Here is a 19,765-nt window from a genome sequence, read left to right as displayed (position 1 = left end):
TCAAATCAAAACAAGGGGTGCGGAAAAATGCTAATTGACAGTTTAAAACAGAATTCCAAAAAATTATGCGGTTGGGTAATCGATCATAATAATGACCTGAAACAAGATGGCTCAACCTATTATACACCAATGCAATTCTATCTGAAAAATAGCTTTATTGTAATGGACGAGAAAATTGAAACAGATATTATTTCAGCGGTTAAAATTAAATTTGAGTTATAAGTATTCAGGATCAATGGATTTGAATAAAATCATCCTCTAAAACTGCATAATGAAAATTATCTTTCCATTCTCCTCTTATTGGCAGGATTTTTCTTCGTATTCCCTCTTTCTGCATCCCTATTTTTTCAAGAACCCTAATGGATGCGATATTTTCTGTAGCAACACCGGCTTCAATTCTATGAAGAAGTAATCTTTCAAAACCAAATTTTAAGAGTAATAGCGCAGCCTCAGTAATGTATCCCTTCCCCCAATACCCAGGATGTAATTTAAACCATAGTTCGGCATTTTTAAACTTATTCAAACCATTACTAAGCCCTATTAAGCCAATTGGCTCTTGATTAACTAACGATATACTAAAGCCATATTCCTTTCTGGGACTACAGCTCTGTTGTTCCATATATTTTCTAAGATAATCTTTTGATTCATCTATAGATTCAGGTATATCAAGGGTGGCATATTTTTGAACTTCAGGATTCAAATGGAGAACATGGATAAAATCTAAATCGCCATAATTTAAATCTGTAATTATCAAACGATCTGTCCTTAAAGTAATAATTTCAGGCATATTTGTCACCATATAAGATTATACGATTCATTAAAAGAGTATTATTTTAGCTAAGTTAGTAATTCAAAAACACAATTACTTAGGATAACCAAGGCATAGAAAAAGCAAAATATGATCGAACATATAACCAGACAATTCGTTTTTGATAATTACAAGGGAATAACCTCAGTAATAGTTGATATTCAAAAGGCTATGTTTGATTCTGATCCTTTAAGATGGAGATGATGGAAAATGGTACACCGAAATTCATGAAACCAGTCCCCCACTACTGCCTTTGTTGTCGGCCGTTACTTTATCGGTAATGTTGATATACATGATTATAGACGGTTGATCAGCGCTTTAATCATATCGGCAGCTCCACATAAAAAATCGTTCCATCGTCAGGTTTGCTGTGAAACCAGATTCTGCCATTATGTGCCTCTACAATTTGTTTGGAAATTGCCAGCCCTAATCCAAATGGCTTTTCACCTCCGGTTCCTTCTCTTTTAGCTTCTGTAAACATGTCAAAGATTTTGTCTTTCATATGGTCTGGGATACCTATACCGCAATCTTCAACTTTGATCAACACTGTATCATTAAGTGATTTCATCGCGATAGAAATTTCAGCACCCTCTGGACTAAACTTAATTGCATTGGCAATCAGGTTACTTAAAACGCGCCACATCTTTTCCCTGTTTACCAGGATGGTAATATGCAACGCATTTAGCACTAACTTCTGCTTCTTTTGATTAGCTTTAAAAAATAGCAGATCTACACAATAACGAAGCATCAAATACAGATCAATAGATTCTTTTTCTGGGTCTTTAATCAGTGTATTGCTGGTTAATAGATCATTGACTAGCCCAAGGGAGTTCTGACCTGAAGTTTTGATCAGTTCAAGCATGGTAATATCCTGGGCAGACCTTCCTTTTTCCTGAAGCATTAATTCCGAAAGGGAGGTAATGCCACCAATAGGATTGCGCAAATCATGAGCTACCACTTTCATCAGATCTGTATTTTCCCGCTGACTGTGTTCTAAGGAACCCAATGTCATTTGCAATTCCTTGTTTTGCTCTGCCATTTTATTATTCAACTTTCTGGAACGTTTCAGGTTATACCAAACCATTCCAAGAAGAACTATGCTCAATACCGAAATCCCAATAAAACCAGCCAGATAACCTTTTCTCAATTGATTGTCTTTATTGAGCAGAGCAAGTTTATATTGTTGCTCGGTATCTCTGAATGCCCGATCCATATCAATTACCTTTAGCCCGGCTTTAAGTTGATTAAGAGAATCCTGAATTACATGATATTTTTGTAAATAGTAGTAAGCCTTCGGAATCTGGCCGGATTTGTCAAAATAATTCCATTTCAATTCATACCACATTGAACGAATAGCCTCACCAGCAGGATTGGTTTTAGGCTGTTCTGAAAGATAGACCTCTAATTCGTTTAAAATTTTTTCAGCACTGTTAAGGTTAGAATGCTTGATGTACAGATCTGCTAGTTTAATCTTTGCTGATTGTGCATCCAGGATGTCAAACGTTGGCCTGTCATTAATCGCTATACTTTCCTTCAGATGTCGTTCTGCTTGTAGATAATTGTTGGTTCTGACAAAAACACCACCCAGATTTCCAAAGATTACACCTCTTGCTATTTCAATAAAGTGTTTTCGGTCTGGATATTTGCCCGCATATCCGTCAATAAAAGATAAAGCCTGTCGGTAATAATAAATAGCACTGTCTGGCTTCTGGGCCTGTTCGTAACACAGCGCTATCGTATTCAAGTTGCTTTGAGGGAATACAAAAATTTTGTTAAATCCATCGCTTTCCTTGCAATTTGCATTCTCAGCAAGTGCCTGTTTTAAATGCGGAATTGCTTTGAGGTATTGTTCTTGATTGTACCTCACCATACCTAATTTGTAACTGAATTCGTAAAGGCTGCAACTACCAAAATGCTTAAGGGCAAATGTTCTGCCATCGTAGTACCTTTTAAAAGCTTCGTTATATCTTTTCTCGGCCACCAGAACGTCGCCTTGTAAGAAAATAGTCTTGGCATATTCTACCTCGTATTTTTCCTTTTTGTCGTTTAGTATCCACTGCATGCTGTCGGCATAGATACGTGCCGAGTCTGGATTGAATTCATGGTTTAAATAGAAATTAACTTCGTGTTCATATTTCCTCCACAGATCTGTAACACCGGGTTTCTGAAAAAACTGATACGACGAATCCAGATAAATCTTTGCTTTCTTGATTTGGCCACTGTTAAGCAGGTCATTTGTATTGTCAAGAATAGAATCAGCCTGAACGGTATGATCAGGATTTTCTGTTGACTGCTGTTTACAGGAAATCGTGATCAGGCTATAACCTAAAAAAGCTATTATGGCTGTGATTCTAAATACGTTTGAATAATAAACAGTAGCCCTGCTAACCATAAAGTGATTTTAATGCAATATAACTAACTAAATTTAAGTTCAAATTTTAAATTATTCTCGAAAGAAATAAAGCCTGAAAATAGGTTTTCATCTGTTATTTCTTTTAAAGAATAAAATTAATGAATACATTCAAGTACGTTAAAATTAAAATACAGCATGAAGCATAAAATCTTTATAGCGTTATCGTTAAGTATCATCTCTATCCAGGCGTTATCTCAATCAGTTCAAACCTCTGAAGATCTGACCCGATATGTTAAGCCTAATATAGGATCTGCTCATAGCAGGTATTTTTTTTACACCCCTGCTGCACTACCTTTTGGTATGGCTAAACTGGCTCCCAGTACGAACGGCAGTTATGGAAACGCCTCAGGGTGGGAAGCTGTTGGCTATGATGAAAGACATACCTCAATAGAAGGTTTCGCAAACTTTCATGAATTTCAGATAGGCGGAATAGTCTTTGCCCCAACTGTTGGCAAAATACATACCTATCCGGGAAAGATGGATCAACGGTCAAAAGGCTATCGCTCTTCATTTAACAAGACAGATGAATACGCTACTGCTGGATATTACCGTGTATTGCTGAAAGATTACCAGATAAAGGCCGAACTGACTGCAACTGAAAGAGTAGGTTTTCATCAATACACCTTCCCTGCTTCAGATTCTTCTAATGTTATCTTTGATATCGGCCATATGATGGGAGAAAGCGGCCCGGTTCTGGATGCAAAAGTGACCTATGAAGGAAACCGCATTTCCGGATACGTGATCACCAAGCCCGTCTATGTACAAAAGTATCAGAAAGAGGCAAATGTTGCTATGTATTTTTATGCAGAAATAGACAAATCCCCGATAGCTTATGGTTCTTTTAAAGATAGTACACTACTGCCAGATCAAAAGAGTATTCATAGTAAGGGTGCAGGAATATATCTGCGGTTTAAAACCAAAAAAGACGAACCGATCTGTATAAAAACCGGCCTTTCTTATACCTCAGTAGAAAATGCAAAACTTAACCTCGATAAGGAAGGAAAACATCTTTCTTTCTCTCAGGCCAAAGAAAATGCACATAAACGCTGGAATGAAAATCTTTCCAGAATCACCGTGAATGGTGGAAAAGAAGAAGATCGCATCAAATTTTATACTGGTTTATTCCACGCTTTATTGGGGTGAGGATTGGCTAATGACGTAAATGGTGCCTATCCTAAAAATGATGGTACAGTTGGGCAGATCCCTTTGGCACAGAACGGTACTCCGATCCATAATCCTGGATAGGCTTTCAGGAGGGAAATGCATGGCAATATACCTTCTATGTGCCCCATACTCCTGAAGCTCTGGTGAAACTCCTTGGTAAAAAGACATTCAACAGCCGTCTGGACAGTATTTTTTCCATTTCCAGAAAGAACATATTTGGTGGTGGAACACATATAGATGCCTTTGCAGGAATAGAAGGTTTGTACAACCATGGTAACCAACCGAATCTCCATATCTCCTGGTTGTTCCATTTTTCCGGCCGGCCGGATTTGAGCCAAAAGTGGGTACGGGCAATCTGTAATGAGTTTTATGGTACAGATGGTATCCATGGCTATGGCTATGGTCAGGATGAAGATCAAGGTCAGCTTGGAGCCTGGTATGTATTGGCAGGTATCGGCTTATTTGATGTTAAAGGACTTACATCAGCGAATCCTTCCTTCCAGATAGGCAGCCCATTATTCGATAAAGTGACCATAAAGCTTCCTGAGAATATCAGAAAAAAAACATTTACTATCAATGTGCATAGTCAACCTCCCGATCATATCTATATTCATAAGGCTTCATTGAATGGAAAAACAATAGAGAAACTTAGCCTTAGTTTCGAAGACCTTAAAAAAGGCGGAACTTTAGATCTTCGTTTGGGTAGCGATCCTGTTAAAACCCATTAGCAAAGCCAATAACAGTCAGATAATCGTTGGCTTTCCGTGATTCCGCTATGCATCAGTTATCCCTCTTGTATACCGGAACCAATACCTTTCGTTGAATAGCTTCCTATTTACAGTACTTCATCAATCATACCAAATTCTTTAGCCTCTGCTGCTGTCATCCAGTAATCACGGGCCGCAGCATCATTGATTTTAGCATAGCTCTGACCACTATGTTTGGCAATAATATGATACAATTCGGATTGAACTTTAAGCACCTCCCTTATACTGATATCCATATCCGTAGCAGTACCTTGTGTGCCACCAGAAGCCTGGTGAATCATCACCCTGGAGTGTTTCAATGCTGAACGTTTACCCTTAGCGCCAGCGCACAGCAATACTGACCCCATAGATAAAGCAACCCCAGTACAGATGGTAGCCACATCCGGCGATATAAACTGCATGGTATCATAAATCCCAAGTCCGGCGTAGACTGATCCTCCGGGAGAATTAACGTATAACTGGATGTCTTTCTCTGCATCGGCAGACTGCAAAAAAAGTAACTGTGCTTGTATGACATTGGCATTTCTGTCGTCAACAGGTTCCCCCATAAAGATGATCCTATCCATCATCAATCTTGAAAACACATCCATCTGTGCTACATTTAATTGTCGCTCTTCGGTAATGTAAGGCGTCATAGCCATCGGGCCAGCACTGGATGTCCGGTTGATGTAACGATCTACATATAAACTGTTGATACGATGGTGTTTTACTGCATAATTGCGAAATTCATTCTTATTCATGTTTTCTGAGTTTTTAAAATTTGGGGCATAGCTAGTCCTGCCCTCTTGTACAGAGAGATATAGTTGTTTTTCAAAAATTATCGTGAAGGATTATTTACTGAAAAGCTGCATGATCCTTTGTCTGAAAGAAGCGTGTTCCGGAGCTGTAAACAACTTTCCATGCACTTGTTCTATTTCTTTTCTCAACTGCTGTCTGCCATATTGCTCAATCAGGCTGTATGTTTTTTCTTGCCAGAAAATACTGTCCTTTAGATCTGGCTGTAATATCATACGGGCTTCGAGAACAACTTTATCTGCCTCATTTCTATCTGATAAAAGATAATCTTCAATCAGAAGCAGTTCATTCCATGATGTCTTCATAATTCAATGATTTTTCTTTTACAGTTTCTTTTATTTTCTCCAGGCATTTAAACTTCTGAACAGTTGCTGATCTTGGACCTGAAAACCCAAACCGTTCTGCAAGGATTTCCATATTCAACCTTTCATAATAAAAAGCGCTGAGCAGCTGCATGCATTTCTGACCTGCCGTTTGCAGCAAATTGATCAATCTGGTAGAAGATATTTCTTCATAAACGGAATCCACAGCATCAGGATCATTATGGAGATCAATAGGAAGTTGTTTACTGGTTACTTTATACCGTTTATTCCAAAGGTATTTTGCAATGCCAAAAAGATATGTTTTTTCAGTGTACCGCAACGTTATTCCTTTATGCCGAACTTTTTCATAATAAATGATCAGGGCATCCTGAAAAATATCTTTGGCTTCATCAAAGGAGCCACCCATTTTCTTTACATAGCTGGCAACAAGAGGAAAAGCATCTTGATACAGCGACATCAGTAAAGCTTCATGATCGTTTGAAACTTTTTCTTTATCAGGTTTTAGAATCATAACTACTATAGTTTAATAGTATGTGCTTATATAATTCCAAATATCACCTAAATCCTGCAATTATTTTTATGATGGTGTTTATAATTGCTTGAACGATAGCCGGGATATTGCTATGCTATTCTAATTGACCAACATCGTTAGTCTTCTAGTACTCTACTTTATAATCTTTTTTTATGGGTTCACCCTTCCAGGCCTTTAAACTAGTCCAGGGTGCAAAAACATCCGTCCAAAACTTATGGTCTGCAGGTAAACCCAAAGTTAGAAAACCCAACGTTGCCATATATAAACTTCCCGTTGAAGTGTAGATATCAGCAATCTCAGGCTGGTGACCATTAAAGCCCAACACCAGCCAGCCTTTATCATCAAAATTCTGATTTCCCTCATACATATTGCGCATCACCTTGGTTAAGGCACAACGGACCTGCGCGGGTTTTATATATTCAGGTAGCTTATCCATCAATGCGGTTTGAGCCAAAGCCTGAAAAGCAGCAGTACGATAGGTTATTGAACGCCCATAAGGCGAGTAAGTCCCTTCAGGAGAAATCAAGCGCTCCAGATATTCAGAATACCTAACCATCCGTTTTACCGCCAGGTTGTAATCCGACTCGGGTGCTTTTTTCTTGTCTGCCAACACTTTAAGCAGATCGACCAACATGCTGTGGATTACATAAGAATTATAGTAATCCATACTGAACTTTGCACCATCACTATACCAGCTGTCGCCAACATACCATTCTTTCATTTTGTTAACAGCGAACTGAACTCTTGCCGGATCATACTGTTCTCCGATACTTAACAGAAAGCCTTCGGTTAAACCAGCGAAAAGCAACCAGTTGTTGTAAGCTCCGGTTCTGGTTCTAAGGGATTTAAACTCTTCAATGAAACGTTTTTTAGTCAGCTCATCCAATGGCTCCCATAGTGCTTTGGGTGCCCGTAAAAAAGCTTGCGCAACATAGGCAGCATCAACAATAGGTTGGCCTTCACTCCGATAGCTGATATAATCAGGGCTTGCCGGGTTTACAGAATTCGTCAATCCCTTTAATAATTCCAAACGCATTGTTTTACGCATTTTTCCCTCTTTAGTCTCATCATCAGGTAAAGCCAGCCAGGGTGCAACACCGGCCATAGTTCTTCCTACAGCTTCTAAATAAGTTACTTTGGTTAGATTCAACCCATAATCAGGATTATGCGCTAAGGGCATATTCTTTTTTAATGTCTCATTAGCCAGATTATGAATCACCGGATAAGAAATTTTGTATAAGCTTTTAACCCAGAATTCACGATCTTCTAAACCTGTAGTAATTCTGTTTTTATTTTGTGCACTCGTAAACTGAAAAAACATCAGCAATGCAAAAAGCATTTTGTATTTCATCTATTTATTTTTTTGTTTATTCTGGTTGATATGTCTTTAATTGTGATAACATAAATTATAAATACCACTTTTTATATCTCAACAAAGCTTCCAGATAATAATAATCTGCATAGACCAGAGGTACATCTATTTCACTGTTTAACGGATAAGCACCTGTACTGTGCATTAATAAAAAGCCACCGTTTTCTCCTAGTTTAGCGCGATAGGCAGGGCTTGCAAGAGCATAGATCATCGTTTCCGCAGCGGATTTGAATTCGGCCTTTTCATCGCCCGAGCTGAATTGTCCGAGTTCGAGTAACGCAGATGCGATCAATGCACCGGCAGAGGCATCACGTTTTGCAAAAGGAATCCCTTGTGCATCAAAGTCCCAGAATGGAATTTTATCGGCAGGTAAATTCGGGTGATTCAAGATGAAATGCGCAATTCCTTTTGCTTGTTTAAGATAGGCTTCATTTTTTGTAAAGCGATACATCATGGTATAACCATATAATGCCCAACCTTGTCCGCGTGACCATGCAGAGCAATTCGCCGCACCTTGCCAGGTTGCTTTCCTTAAAACCGCTCCGGTTTCAGGGTTATAATCAATTACATGATAGGAACTAAAATCATCACGGAAATGATTTTTCAATGTAGTATTTGAATGCGTGATTGCAATATCCTTGTATTTAGGACTTCCACCATTTTCGCTTGCCCAGTTCAACATTTCAAGGTTCATCATGTTATCAATGATTACAGGACATTCCCAGTATTGATTCTTGTTCCAAGACTGAATGGATTTAATATTCGGGCGATACCGGGTTGACAAAGATTCAGCAGAACGCTGTATAACCTGCTTATAGGCTGGCTTTCCTGTTAAACGGTATGCATTGCCAAAACTACAGTACATCATAAAGCCTAAATCATGATGCCCCGTATAGGTTTGATTTGGCTCAATCACCTTTAAAGCTTTTTCAGCTTCCTGTTTGATCGATGCATCTTTGGTCTGTTCATACAAATACCATAAACTACCAGAGTAAAAACCACTGCACCACCATTTTATATCGTGATTGATTGATTTGTTATTGGCAAAGCTTTGAGGAGTCAGTCCTGCCGGAATATTTTTTGCAAGCACTTTATACTGATCAAGGGCAAATTTAAATTCCTCGTTGATCAATTGTGCCATCGGCTTTTTGGGCGCCTGTGCAATGCAGAATGAACTGCTAAGTGTTATTAAAATAATAAGCTTAAATCTCTTTATAATCATCATAAGTAAATAGAGGCCGCCACTACCCGTGGCGACCTTTAACCAACCAATTAACCTTTTAATTTATCCAACCGAGGTTCTGTTTCAGGTTGGGATTTCTTTCTATCTCCACAGCAGGAATTGCCCAGTTGTACAGATAATCGCCCTTAAATGAGTAAGCATAAACCACTTTACCCCAGGCTTGTTTTACACCATTACCGGCATAAAAAACTTTATCTTTCCAACTTTTCCATCTCATTTCATCAAAGAAGTTAATCCCCTCATTCGGGAATTCAACCCTTCTTTCATTGCGAATACGTTCTGTTAAATCGGTTTGGCTTGATACATATGTTGGTAGCGTAGCATTTGTATTTTGAAGTAAGGCAACACCCGCACGGGCTCTTACTTCATTTACTTTTGCAATTGCCTCTGTGGTTAATCCCTGCTCATTAAGTGCCTCAGCCCACATTAGTAATACATCTGCATATCTGATCAATACAAAATCTGTTGGCCCGAAATCTCTTCCTGGTGTTTCAGCGTTTCCTTCATAAACATATTTTCTATATAAATAATAGAACAAACTTTGTGTATCGGTGCGTAAATCTCCATTTGTAGCGGCTTCTGAGCGGTAAGGCCATCTTGAAGTAACTACCGCGTTTGCACCACTAAACACACCTACATAAGTGGAGTATGGTGTAATTACGTTGGCCGCTAATCTTGGATCGCGATTGGCATATGCCTGAACGATTCTTGCTTCGTTACCTGTTGGTAAATACAGACTCATTTTTGCACCTCTGGTTGTCGCAGCAGCAATTTCTGCCGTTGTTAAATTATTTCTAAGAAAATAAACTTCTCTTTCAGCCACAGTTAAACTTGAATACCCCGGTATTACAGCATCCCAATTAAACTTAGAACCATCCGCATTTTCATATAAATCGACCAAATTAGGTGAAACATGATAAGTGTTCCAGCAAGAGCCAAAAGATGAACGTGTACCGCAATAAAATTGTGTTGTTGAACCAAAACCTGTAACGCCAATATTTTGGATAGAGAAAATCATTTCATTTGATTGTTCATTAGCCGTTTTAAACAAATTAGAATAGTTTGCAAACAAGCCATAACCTGCATCTTTAACTTTGGAAAAATCAGCAGCAGCCAAATCCCATTTCTGAGTATATAAATAAGCTTTACCGCGCAAAGCATAAGCAGCACCTTTTGTAACATGACCGTATTGAGCATTACCACTTGTATATCTGGCTGGTAAATTTGGCTCAGCAATTACATCGGTAAGGTCGGCTATTACCTGCGCCCAAACATCAGCTTCTGACGAGCGCGCTTTGATTGCATCAGCAGCGCTAAAAGGCTCCAGATAAATTGGAACACCTTTATATAATTGATTAAGCCTTAGATAAAAATAGGCTCTTAAAAATTTTGCTTCGGCAATATACCTGGCTTTTTTTTCAGCTGCAGAAGGCGATTTTAAAGCAATATTTTTAATCGCATCATTTGCTCTCTGAATACCTTCGTAAAGGTTTTGCCAGTGCGAACTAAAATAACCGTTACCGGCTGTAACAGTACCCGTCATGATGGCTTCTGCACCTGAGGTTTGACCGGTTAGCCCCAAACAATCCATTTGATAAAGCTCTAAACCCGAAGCACCACCTGAGGCATTTCCATACCTTAACAACGCATACACACCAGTGATCCCCTGATCAGTTAAGTTATCAGTTGTCCACATCGTTTCTGATGCAACCTGTGAAAATGGAGTAGTATCTAATAAATCTTTCTTACAACCTGTCAGCACAGCAATTGCAAATATTATAGTTAATATCTTTTTCATTTCTTTCCTTCTAAATCGTTAAAAAGTAACATTTAAGCCTACAGAATACTGGCGCATAGTCGGATATCCAACATTTGCACCGATTTCAGGATCCAAACCAGGGTAATTAGTTATTGTCCATAGGTTCTCTCCTGAGAAATAAATTCTCGCTCTGCTGATTAAAGCCTTTTTAGAGATTTTATCAGGGAGTGTATAACCTATCTGTAAATTTTTCAGTTTAAGATAAGATGCATTGTATAAGTAGAAATTGCTTGCCACAGCAGCATTTTGGGCATCTGTCGTATTTTTTAATCTCGGATAATGAGCGGTAATGTTATTTGCAGGATCTGCAGGATTCGCATCGTTATAGTAATAGTGGTCATTGGCAATTAGCGTACTCACCGCATTACCTAATGATACAGTTGAGTTATTATAACCTGTTGCATTCCAGTAGTACCACATGCCAGCACTACCTGACCATAACATAGACATATCGATATTTTTGTAAGATAAGTTCATGTTTAAACCATAATTATATCTTGGCGTTGATGATTTATTTAGAAACTGAGCATCGAAAGAATTTCCGTATAAGCCATCGCCATTATTATCTGCATAAATTAAATCACCATAATAAGTTTTAGTTTTACTTACTCCAGCGGTAGGTTGGAAAGTATAACCTGCGGCGATCATTGCATTTAACCAGCCCATATCATCTGGTGTACGGATCATGCCATCCTTTGGCCCTCCGTTAGCATTCACTTTTCCATCAACAAAATAGTTACCTGTACCCTTGTACACAGTTTGAAGGTAATATTCATTTATTTCATGGCCATCAAGTATTCTGTTAGTCGACCCGCTCGAAACACTTCCTAAGTTTGAAGTGTAAACCCTGTTACCTAAAGCATCAGTTGTGTAGCCTGCCTGAAATGCACCCTTATATTTTTTAACCCGGTTAAAGTTATAAGCGAAATTTCCTGATACACCATACTTAAAGTTTCCTGCATTTCCATTATACCCTAAAGTAAGCTCTACCCCTTTGTTTGACACTTCAGCTATGTTTTGTGTTGCTGCCGTAGCCGTACCTGTTGTTAAAGGAATGGTTGGCGTAAATAGAATTCCCTCAGTATACTTTTTATACAAGTCAATTTCAAAATTTAACGCTCCTTTTAATAAATTCCCATCTAAACCAATATTGGTTGTTGTTGTCGATTCCCAGACTAAATTATTGTTAGCAAATTTTGTTGAGATTAATCCAGTGGATTGAGTTCCATTGAAAGAATAATTAGTAAGGCCATACACAGCCTGATAATCATAATTACCTAAGGAAGCATCGGTATTCATTACGTTATTACCCGTTTTACCCCAGGATGCTCTAAGTTTTAGATTGCTAACATATTCGTTTAAGCCCATCATGAATGTCTCTTCAGAAATTCTCCAACCTGCAGAAAATGCAGGAAAGAAGCCCCAGCGATTATTTGAAGAGAACTTTGATGAACCATCATATCTGAATACACCTTCTAACAGATACCTGCTCTTATAAGCATAATTTAAACGCCCGAAATAAGAACGAAGCGCATAATCATACTCACCGCCTGATGCCGAGGTTAAACTTGTTGCAGAAGTTAATGTGGTGATGGTTTCATCTATTAAACCCTTTTTAGTCGCGCCAAAATTGTAATAGTTATAATAATTCTGGTTGTAACCTACCAAAGCTCCTATATCATGATTTTTGGCAATAGTAGTTTTGTAATTTAAAATGTTATCAATTGTATAAGAACGGTTTTTGTTAAAACCATAGGTTGTACTCAACTGATCAGGAGTGGTAGCTGCTGTTTTTAAAGTATTACTAGCAAAATTCCAGCGTTCGTTGGTTATGGAGTGATTATTAAACTCTTCCTGACGGACTTGATAATTAAAACGAGTTTCAAAATTTAAGCCTTTTAGAATATCAAATTTTGCAAAAACAGTTGTATTAAAACGGCTTTCATTGTCTGCACCACCAGTTCCATATAAATAAGCCGAAATATTATTTGCTGTTGCTGACTCTTCCGCCGCTGCAGGAAATCCAAATTTCCCATCCCACATTGGATAAACACCAGGCGTTGTCTGGCGTAAAAAGTTAAAAGCATTATCAGTACTTGCCAAACCGTATGTTTGGTTTGAAGCAAAAGTTTGCGTTCCCACGGTTAAAAAATTGGCAACTTTTGATTGCAGGTTAATACGAAGATTGTATTTATCTGAACCCGTATTTGCCATTGTTCCTGGATTCTTTAAAAAAAGACCGGACAGTAAATATTGCGTGTTTTCAGTACCTCCATTTAATGAGATATTGTGTTGTTGAACTAAATTATCTTCAAATATAGTTTTACCCCAGTCTGTATTAGGATAAGCGACTCTATTAGGTATACCCTGAGCTGTTAAACCATCAGGATTTGCATTTGCAGCTGCCCAGAGTGCAATTGTTGCATCAGTATAAACAGGCGTTTGCCCTAAATTACGATAACCTTCGTTAACCAAATTCATGTGTCTGATGTAGTCGGTAACGAATGTTGGTAAATTAGCAGGTTTTGCAATTGAAGCAAGGCCACTGTAAGTAACCGTTATTTTTCCTTTATTTCCTTTCTTAGTGGTGATTAAAATTACACCATTTGCTGCAAGAGATCCATAGATAGATGCTGCAGCTGCATCCTTCAATATAGAAACACTTTCTACATCATTCGGGTTAACAGCGTCCATACTTCCCACTATACCATCAACCACAACAAGCGCATTATTGTTATTTAATGTTCCCGTACCACGAATACGGATGGTAGCTCCGTCTGAACCCGGCTTGCCCGAACCCTGTCTTACAAAAACACCTGAACTTAATCCCCCCAAAGAAGAGGAAAGATTTGTTACCGGGCGATTTTCAAGTGCCTTGGCATCAATCGTTGCCACTGAACCGATTACATTCACTTTCTTTTGAACACCGTAACCTATAACAACAACGTCGTTTAAGTTATTATCCTGTTCCTGAAGTGAGATTTGAAGATTTGTTGATGTGCCTACTGTTACTTCTTTGGTATCAAAACCAATAAAGGAAAACACGAGAATACTCTGCGCAGAAGGAACAGCTAAGGAAAATTTACCATCCATAGCTGTTACAACGGCAATTTTGGTTCCTTTAACCTTGACACTTACACCCGGCAGTGGTCCGCCACTTGAATCTTTTACAGTTCCGGCAGTCTTAATTGATTGAGCAAAGGCAGTGAATACTGTTAAGCTCATAAACATGATTAAAGCGAATAATTTTATTACGCGATAATCATGACTTGGTTTTGCTTGTCCAAGTTTGAGATTTTTGTAAAGTTTCTCCATTTTTAGTTTAGTTGATTAATAGTGGTTGAATTCTTAATCACAAATTTTTATAGCATAACCCCTATCCGTAATGGGCATGAGCACATGATTTTTGCAATAAAAAAAGGTCTCGGCTTGATCGTTTGGTTTTGCTGTAATATTTGGTTATCTCAAAATTGTCGCTTAATCAGCTACCGGAAGGGGTAAAATTCTCTTTAAATGGGGGTGAAATCCTAGCTGTTTTTCGGCTATTCCAGTCAGGAATCGCGCTTTTGGAAAACATTATCGTAATTTTACCAGAGATTAACTAACCACCTCTCCTTTTTAGGATGAAACTTCCTCAAACACTATTATTGTTATTCTGTTTTTGTATTGGTCGGGCTCAGGACAATATCAAATTCAAACACCTCAATGTAGAAAATGGACTTTCCCAAAGTTCCGTTCTGGCAATTGCACAGGATTCGAAAGGCTTCCTGTGGTTCGGAACCCGCTTTGGACTGAATAAGTATGATTCCAGAAATTTTAAAATTTACAAGAAAGAGATCAATGACGAGAAAAGCCTGAGTCACTCAGAATATATTTCGACAATCTTGCCTGCCAATGATGGAGCATTATGGATTGGTACACCATATGGATTAAATAAATACAATGAAGCAAAGGACAATTTTGACCATATTACTCATAAAGAAAATGACGAAAGAAGCTTAAGCCACTCGAAGATACATTGCATTTACCAGGATAGAAAAAACCGCCTATGGGTCGGTACGCCCAATGGTTTAAATCTTTTAACTTCAAAAACCGATTACCATTTTAAGCGCTTGTTCTACAATAAAAAACAGCCACAGCAAGTCTACGCTGTTTTAGAAGATCGCCACGGAACAATCTGGGTGAGTACAACCAGGGGCTTAAAGAACATGAGCATTAAAAATGGTCATGTAAGCGTTAAATACTTTAAGGCTTTTAGCGATCAAATTAACAAGGCCATCGATAACCACATTACATGTTTTGTGGAAGATAACGAAAACAACCTCTGGATTGGTACCAAACAAACAGGTTTAAGTAAACTTGAACTTAAAACCGGAAACATTACAACCTATACTTATAATAGCCCTAATGGAACAGGAATCAGCAGCAACAACATCAGAAAGATTACTATTGATTCAAAAGGCAAATTATGGATTGGAACCCTGCATGGGATTACCATCTATGATCCTGTAACTAAAACTTTCAGAATCATACAGAATGAGCCCGGAAATAATGCCAGCCTAAGTCAGAATTCTGTTTATGATATTTTTCGGGATAAGCAAGGAATCATCTGGGTTGGGACTTATTATGGTGGTATTAACATGGTTTACCCTGATTATACCCCTTTTAAAATATACAATAGCTCCAAAACAAACAATGGATTAAGCAGTAGTGTGGTGAGCTCGATAACTGAAGATACCGACCATAATTTATGGATAGGCACAGAAGGAGAAGGTCTTAATTATTTCGACCGTAAAAAAAACACCTACGTCCATTACAGATATAGTCCTAATAACCCAAAAAGCCTGAGTTCCAATATTGTCAAATCCATCATAAAAGATAAACAAAACAGGATTTGGATAGGCACCCATCTAGGGGGGCTTAACCTTTTTGATCCGGCAACAAAAACATTTACCCGATATACAAGTAAGAAAAATGACACCTTATCTATCAGTAATGATGAAATTACTTCGGTTTTTGAAGACAGTAAAGGTAGATTCTGGGTTGGAACAAATAATGGACTAAATAGCTTCAATACGACAACTGGAAAATTTACACGAAAAAGAATCAGGGGATTATCTGATGCTGTTTTTTTCATTTTTGAAGATTCGAAATATAACCTTTGGGTAGCTACAAATTCGGGATTATATCAGTTAAAAAACGGAGCAGAATCTTTTACAGGACGTAAGGCAGATGATGCTGCCAGGTTACCATACGGTGATATCAGCTGCATAAGGGAAGATAAAAACGGTTATATCTGGCTGGGGACCTTTCGCAATGGCTTGTTCAGGCTCGATACTAAAAAACACAGCTATCTTCAGATTAAAGAAACAAATGGTTTACCCAGCAATAATATCGTAGGCATTTTAGAGGATGATCAGAACAACTTATGGATAAGTACCGATAATGGTCTTTGCGCGTACAACCAGCAAAAACAAACCTATCATATTTACAATATCAAAGATGGCTTGCCAGGAAATGAATTTAATTACAAATCCTTACTGAAAGACAGCAAAGGCGAATTCTTCTTTGGCAGCTTAAGCGGTATGGTTAGCTTCTCCCCGAATGATATAAAAGAAAATAAAAATATTCCCAAAGCGCTGTTTACCGACTTAAAGCTGTTTAATAAAATCGTTAAAATAAATCAAGACGATGAACTTCTGGATAGCAACATCAGCCTGACCAAATCAATTACCTTCAAATCAAGTCAAAATGTTTTCTCTGTTGATTTTACAGTGCTCAATTTCATAAAATCCAACAAAAATCTGTATGCTTATAAACTGGTTGGCTTTGAAAAGGACTGGAATTATGTAAATATACCTTCAGCAAATTATACTAACCTATCTCCGGGTAGTTATACATTATTGGTAAAAGGCAGTAATAATGATGGATTGTGGACAAAAAATCCAACCCAACTAGATATTAAAGTGTTACCTCCATTTTATCAAACCTGGTGGGCATATCTGATTTATTTAGGTTTTATCGCAGCAATTTTGTTTGTCGTAGTAAGGTATTTATTAATCAAAGCTGTAGTAACTAAAGAAAAAGAGATAAATGAAAACAAGCTTCAGTTTTTTACCAATATTTCCCACGAAATCCGTACACCATTAACATTAATCATAAGTCCGCTTGAAAAATTAATAGACAAAGTACAGAACGACCCGGAATTAAACCGTGAATTGCAACCAATTAAGAATAACGCGGATCGTTTAATGACCCTGGTAACAGAACTTTTAGATTTTAGAAAGGCTGAAAGCGGCAAAATGGAATTAAAGGTGAGCCCAGGGAATATCGTAAAGTTTTGCCGGGAAATTTTTCTGGCATTCGAAAATATGGTATTAGCCAATAACATCACCTATACATTTGAATCTGACCAGGATGAAATCGAGCTCTATTTTGATAAGGTTCAAATGGAGAAAGTGATGTTCAACCTTCTCTCCAATGCTTTTAAATTTTGTCCTGTCAATGGAAAAATAGATTTCCAGATTATTGAAGATAAAAGTCAGGTGCATATTAGAATCTGTGATAATGGAAAAGGAATTCCAAAAGAAGCGCAGGCAAACCTTTTTCAGGACTTTTATCAGGCTGAACCAAGTACCAATATAGGGACTGGCTTAGGTTTATCCCTCTCAAAAAGTATTTGCGAATTACATCATGGCCATATTCAAGTAGAGAGTGAATTAGAAACTAAAGGCAAAAGTGGTTTCACCTGTTTTACTGTTAGCCTGAAAAAGGGAAAAGCACATTTTAAAACAGAAGATTTTATAGCGGATTACATTTACTATGACGACGCAGCCAGCTATGAACAGAAACAAATCACACAATATATAGCGGAAAACATCAAACCTGCGGAGACCCCGAAAGCGGAAAAACGGTTTACTGTTTTAATCATTGAGGATAATGCTGAAATCAGAGGTTTAATCAAAAATCTGCTCATTGACACCTATAATGTACATGAATGTGAAAATGGCTTACAGGGATGGGAAACGGCAAAAGAACTCATTCCAGATTTAATCTTAAGCGACGTGATGATGCCGAAAATGGACGGGCTTGAACTATGCAGAAGAATAAAAACAGATATAAGAACGAGCCATATTCCCGTTGTGCTTTTAACCGCCAGATCGGCATACATCCATCAGGTTAGTGGTTTTGAACATGGAGCGGACGCCTATATCATGAAACCATTCAATTTTAAAATTCTATTACTTAATATCCATAATTTACTTCAGGCTAGAGAGACCTTAAAAAAGAAATATGCGCAGGTAATTAAACTTGAGCCCAAAGATCTCGCCATCAACAATACTGAGCAGGATTTCCTGGAAAAGATTATTCAGATTATAGAAGAGAATATGACTGATCCAGATTTTGGAGTTCCATTTTTATCCGCTGAAATTGGAATGAGCCAGTCAGTGCTCTATAAAAAAATCCGGGCGCTCACTGATCTACCTGTCAATGATTTTATAAAATCTATTCGCTTAAAAAAAGCGGCCCAGTTCCTATTGCAAAAAACAGGAAACATATCTGAAATAGCTTACAGTGTTGGTTTTGCCGACCGTAAGTACTTCAGTCTTGAATTTAAAAAGCAATTCGGAAGGAGCCCCAGTGAATTCATTCAGACACAGACCCAAAACAGTAGCCCCGAGTGAAATGCGTTTGGGCCTTAAAACTTGATCAGTAATTTTTCTGAAATCAATTTATCGTTATTATAATATTCAAAAAACCATTCTCCATCTTTTTTCAACACAATTCCTTTGAATTGACCACTATCCGCAATAAAATAATCCTGTACCGAGGTTTTAAAAAGGGTTAGCACTCTTTTTGGTGTGGTATCTATAAGCTGAAAGCCATTTGCTGTTGCCTGGGCATATAATGTTCCTGAAGGTAGATTTACCGGTGCTGTTGCGGGTGCTGCAACAGGACTGGCAGGCACTGGCGTAGGAACTGGTACTACAGGAACTGCTGCTTTCGCTACTGGTGCCGTAGGTACGGTTTCCCCGGTAAAAGTATAAGGAAGTTCATTTAAGGAAACAAAGGCATTCCTTAACGCTTCAGTATAGGAGGCGTTAAACTCCTTTTCCCTGCTTTTACCTTCCTTACCTTTAAAAACCACGTTACCCTGACAGTCTTTCAATATCAGTGTAACTGTAGTGGTAAACATTCCTTTTTTTTCTATAAGATCGGCATTCATTGCCTTGCATTTATTGTTGGCTATTTCAGTCGGCAAATCGCTATTATCAAAATAAACTGTAAAGCCCTTCTCCTCCAGTAAGGTCTTAGTTAGGGCGTTTAGTCTATACTGATTCACTTGTTTAAAAAAACTGAATTGCTCGGGTACCAATACGTACTTATAGTTATTGATGGTGTTTTGAGCATATCCTGATATTGCAGTGAATAAAAACAGGATTAAAAAGTATCTTTTCATAGTGACAAAATTCTGTGCTTATAAAGATAACAGTATTTTTTAAAGAAGACATCCCAGGACTTCGTGAT

General features: G+C 38.0%; 14 protein-coding genes. 4 read left to right on the top strand and 10 right to left on the bottom strand.

Annotated elements, in window-relative coordinates:
* Window positions 1-222: hypothetical protein (locus tag B9A18_RS25445; protein ID WP_449415909.1), on the top strand; the 222-nt coding region annotated here is incomplete at its 5' end.
* A 10-nt stretch (window positions 223-232) separates the two neighbouring features.
* Here the strand turns inward: B9A18_RS25445 and B9A18_RS22145 are convergent.
* Both B9A18_RS22145 and B9A18_RS22140 read right to left on the bottom strand, forming a co-directional pair.
* Entirely contained in the window at window positions 233-787 is a 555-nt protein-coding gene (locus B9A18_RS22145) for a GNAT family N-acetyltransferase (protein WP_159452725.1), read from the bottom strand.
* A 343-nt stretch (window positions 788-1,130) separates the two neighbouring features.
* The gene (locus tag B9A18_RS22140) at window positions 1,131-3,200 is read right to left on the bottom strand and encodes a tetratricopeptide repeat-containing sensor histidine kinase (RefSeq protein ID WP_084291734.1); all 2,070 of its coding nucleotides are present in this window, start codon (window positions 3,198-3,200) and stop codon (window positions 1,131-1,133) included.
* 156 nt (window positions 3,201-3,356) lie between these two features.
* Here B9A18_RS22140 and B9A18_RS25440 point away from each other — a divergent pair, with 156 nt between their 5' ends.
* Together B9A18_RS25440 and B9A18_RS25435 are read left to right on the top strand one after the other, a co-directional pair.
* On the top strand, window positions 3,357-4,364 hold the full coding sequence (locus tag B9A18_RS25440) for a glycoside hydrolase domain-containing protein (RefSeq protein WP_235005411.1): 1,008 nt from the start codon (window positions 3,357-3,359) through the stop codon (window positions 4,362-4,364).
* Window positions 4,365-4,504: 140 nt separating this feature from the next.
* Window positions 4,505-5,113 carry a glycoside hydrolase domain-containing protein gene (locus B9A18_RS25435; RefSeq protein ID WP_235005410.1) on the top strand — a complete coding sequence of 203 codons (609 nt, stop codon included), beginning with the start codon at window positions 4,505-4,507 and terminating at the stop codon, window positions 5,111-5,113.
* Window positions 5,114-5,220: 107 nt separating this feature from the next.
* Here B9A18_RS25435 and B9A18_RS22130 read toward each other — a convergent pair whose 3' ends face one another.
* The 7 genes from B9A18_RS22130 to B9A18_RS22100 all read right to left on the bottom strand — a co-directional run bounded on the left by B9A18_RS22130 (window position 5,221) and on the right by B9A18_RS22100 (window position 14,551).
* A complete protein-coding gene (locus B9A18_RS22130) occupies window positions 5,221-5,892 on the bottom strand; it encodes an ATP-dependent Clp protease proteolytic subunit (RefSeq protein WP_084291733.1) in 672 nt (223 codons plus the stop codon).
* Window positions 5,893-5,982: 90 nt separating this feature from the next.
* Window positions 5,983-6,252 (bottom strand): hypothetical protein, encoded by a 270-nt coding sequence (locus tag B9A18_RS22125; protein WP_084291732.1) that lies wholly within the window; start codon window positions 6,250-6,252, stop codon window positions 5,983-5,985.
* Window positions 6,233-6,781 carry an RNA polymerase sigma factor gene (locus tag B9A18_RS22120; RefSeq protein WP_084291731.1) on the bottom strand — a complete coding sequence of 183 codons (549 nt, stop codon included), beginning with the start codon at window positions 6,779-6,781 and terminating at the stop codon, window positions 6,233-6,235. The genes B9A18_RS22125 and B9A18_RS22120 overlap by 20 nt, the downstream gene beginning before the upstream one ends.
* Window positions 6,782-6,926: 145 nt before the next feature.
* Window positions 6,927-8,153, bottom strand: a complete 1,227-nt coding sequence (locus tag B9A18_RS22115) for a DUF2264 domain-containing protein (RefSeq protein WP_084291730.1) — start codon at window positions 8,151-8,153, stop codon at window positions 6,927-6,929.
* A 55-nt stretch (window positions 8,154-8,208) separates the two neighbouring features.
* A complete protein-coding gene (locus B9A18_RS22110) occupies window positions 8,209-9,399 on the bottom strand; it encodes a glycoside hydrolase family 88 protein (protein ID WP_235005409.1) in 1,191 nt (396 codons plus the stop codon).
* Between the two features lie 55 nt (window positions 9,400-9,454).
* A complete protein-coding gene (locus B9A18_RS22105; RefSeq protein ID WP_084291728.1) occupies window positions 9,455-11,215 on the bottom strand; it encodes a RagB/SusD family nutrient uptake outer membrane protein in 1,761 nt (586 codons plus the stop codon).
* A gap of 18 nt (window positions 11,216-11,233) precedes the next feature.
* On the bottom strand, window positions 11,234-14,551 hold the full coding sequence (locus B9A18_RS22100) for a SusC/RagA family TonB-linked outer membrane protein (RefSeq protein ID WP_084291727.1): 3,318 nt from the start codon (window positions 14,549-14,551) through the stop codon (window positions 11,234-11,236).
* 308 nt (window positions 14,552-14,859) lie between these two features.
* Between B9A18_RS22100 and B9A18_RS22095 the strand changes: the two genes are divergently transcribed.
* On the top strand, window positions 14,860-18,921 hold the full coding sequence (locus tag B9A18_RS22095; protein WP_084291726.1) for a hybrid sensor histidine kinase/response regulator transcription factor: 4,062 nt from the start codon (window positions 14,860-14,862) through the stop codon (window positions 18,919-18,921).
* A 14-nt stretch (window positions 18,922-18,935) separates the two neighbouring features.
* Here B9A18_RS22095 and B9A18_RS22090 read toward each other — a convergent pair whose 3' ends face one another.
* Window positions 18,936-19,697, bottom strand: coding sequence for a hypothetical protein (locus tag B9A18_RS22090; RefSeq protein WP_084291725.1), 762 nt, complete (start codon window positions 19,695-19,697; stop codon window positions 18,936-18,938).
* Window positions 19,698-19,765 lie beyond the last annotated feature (68 nt).

The organism is Pedobacter nyackensis (assembly GCF_900176505.1).
Classification (GTDB): Bacteria; Bacteroidota; Bacteroidia; order Sphingobacteriales; family Sphingobacteriaceae; genus Pedobacter; species Pedobacter nyackensis.
The sequence above is the reverse complement of the archived record's forward strand: the minus strand, read 5'-3'. Positions and strand labels throughout refer to the sequence as shown.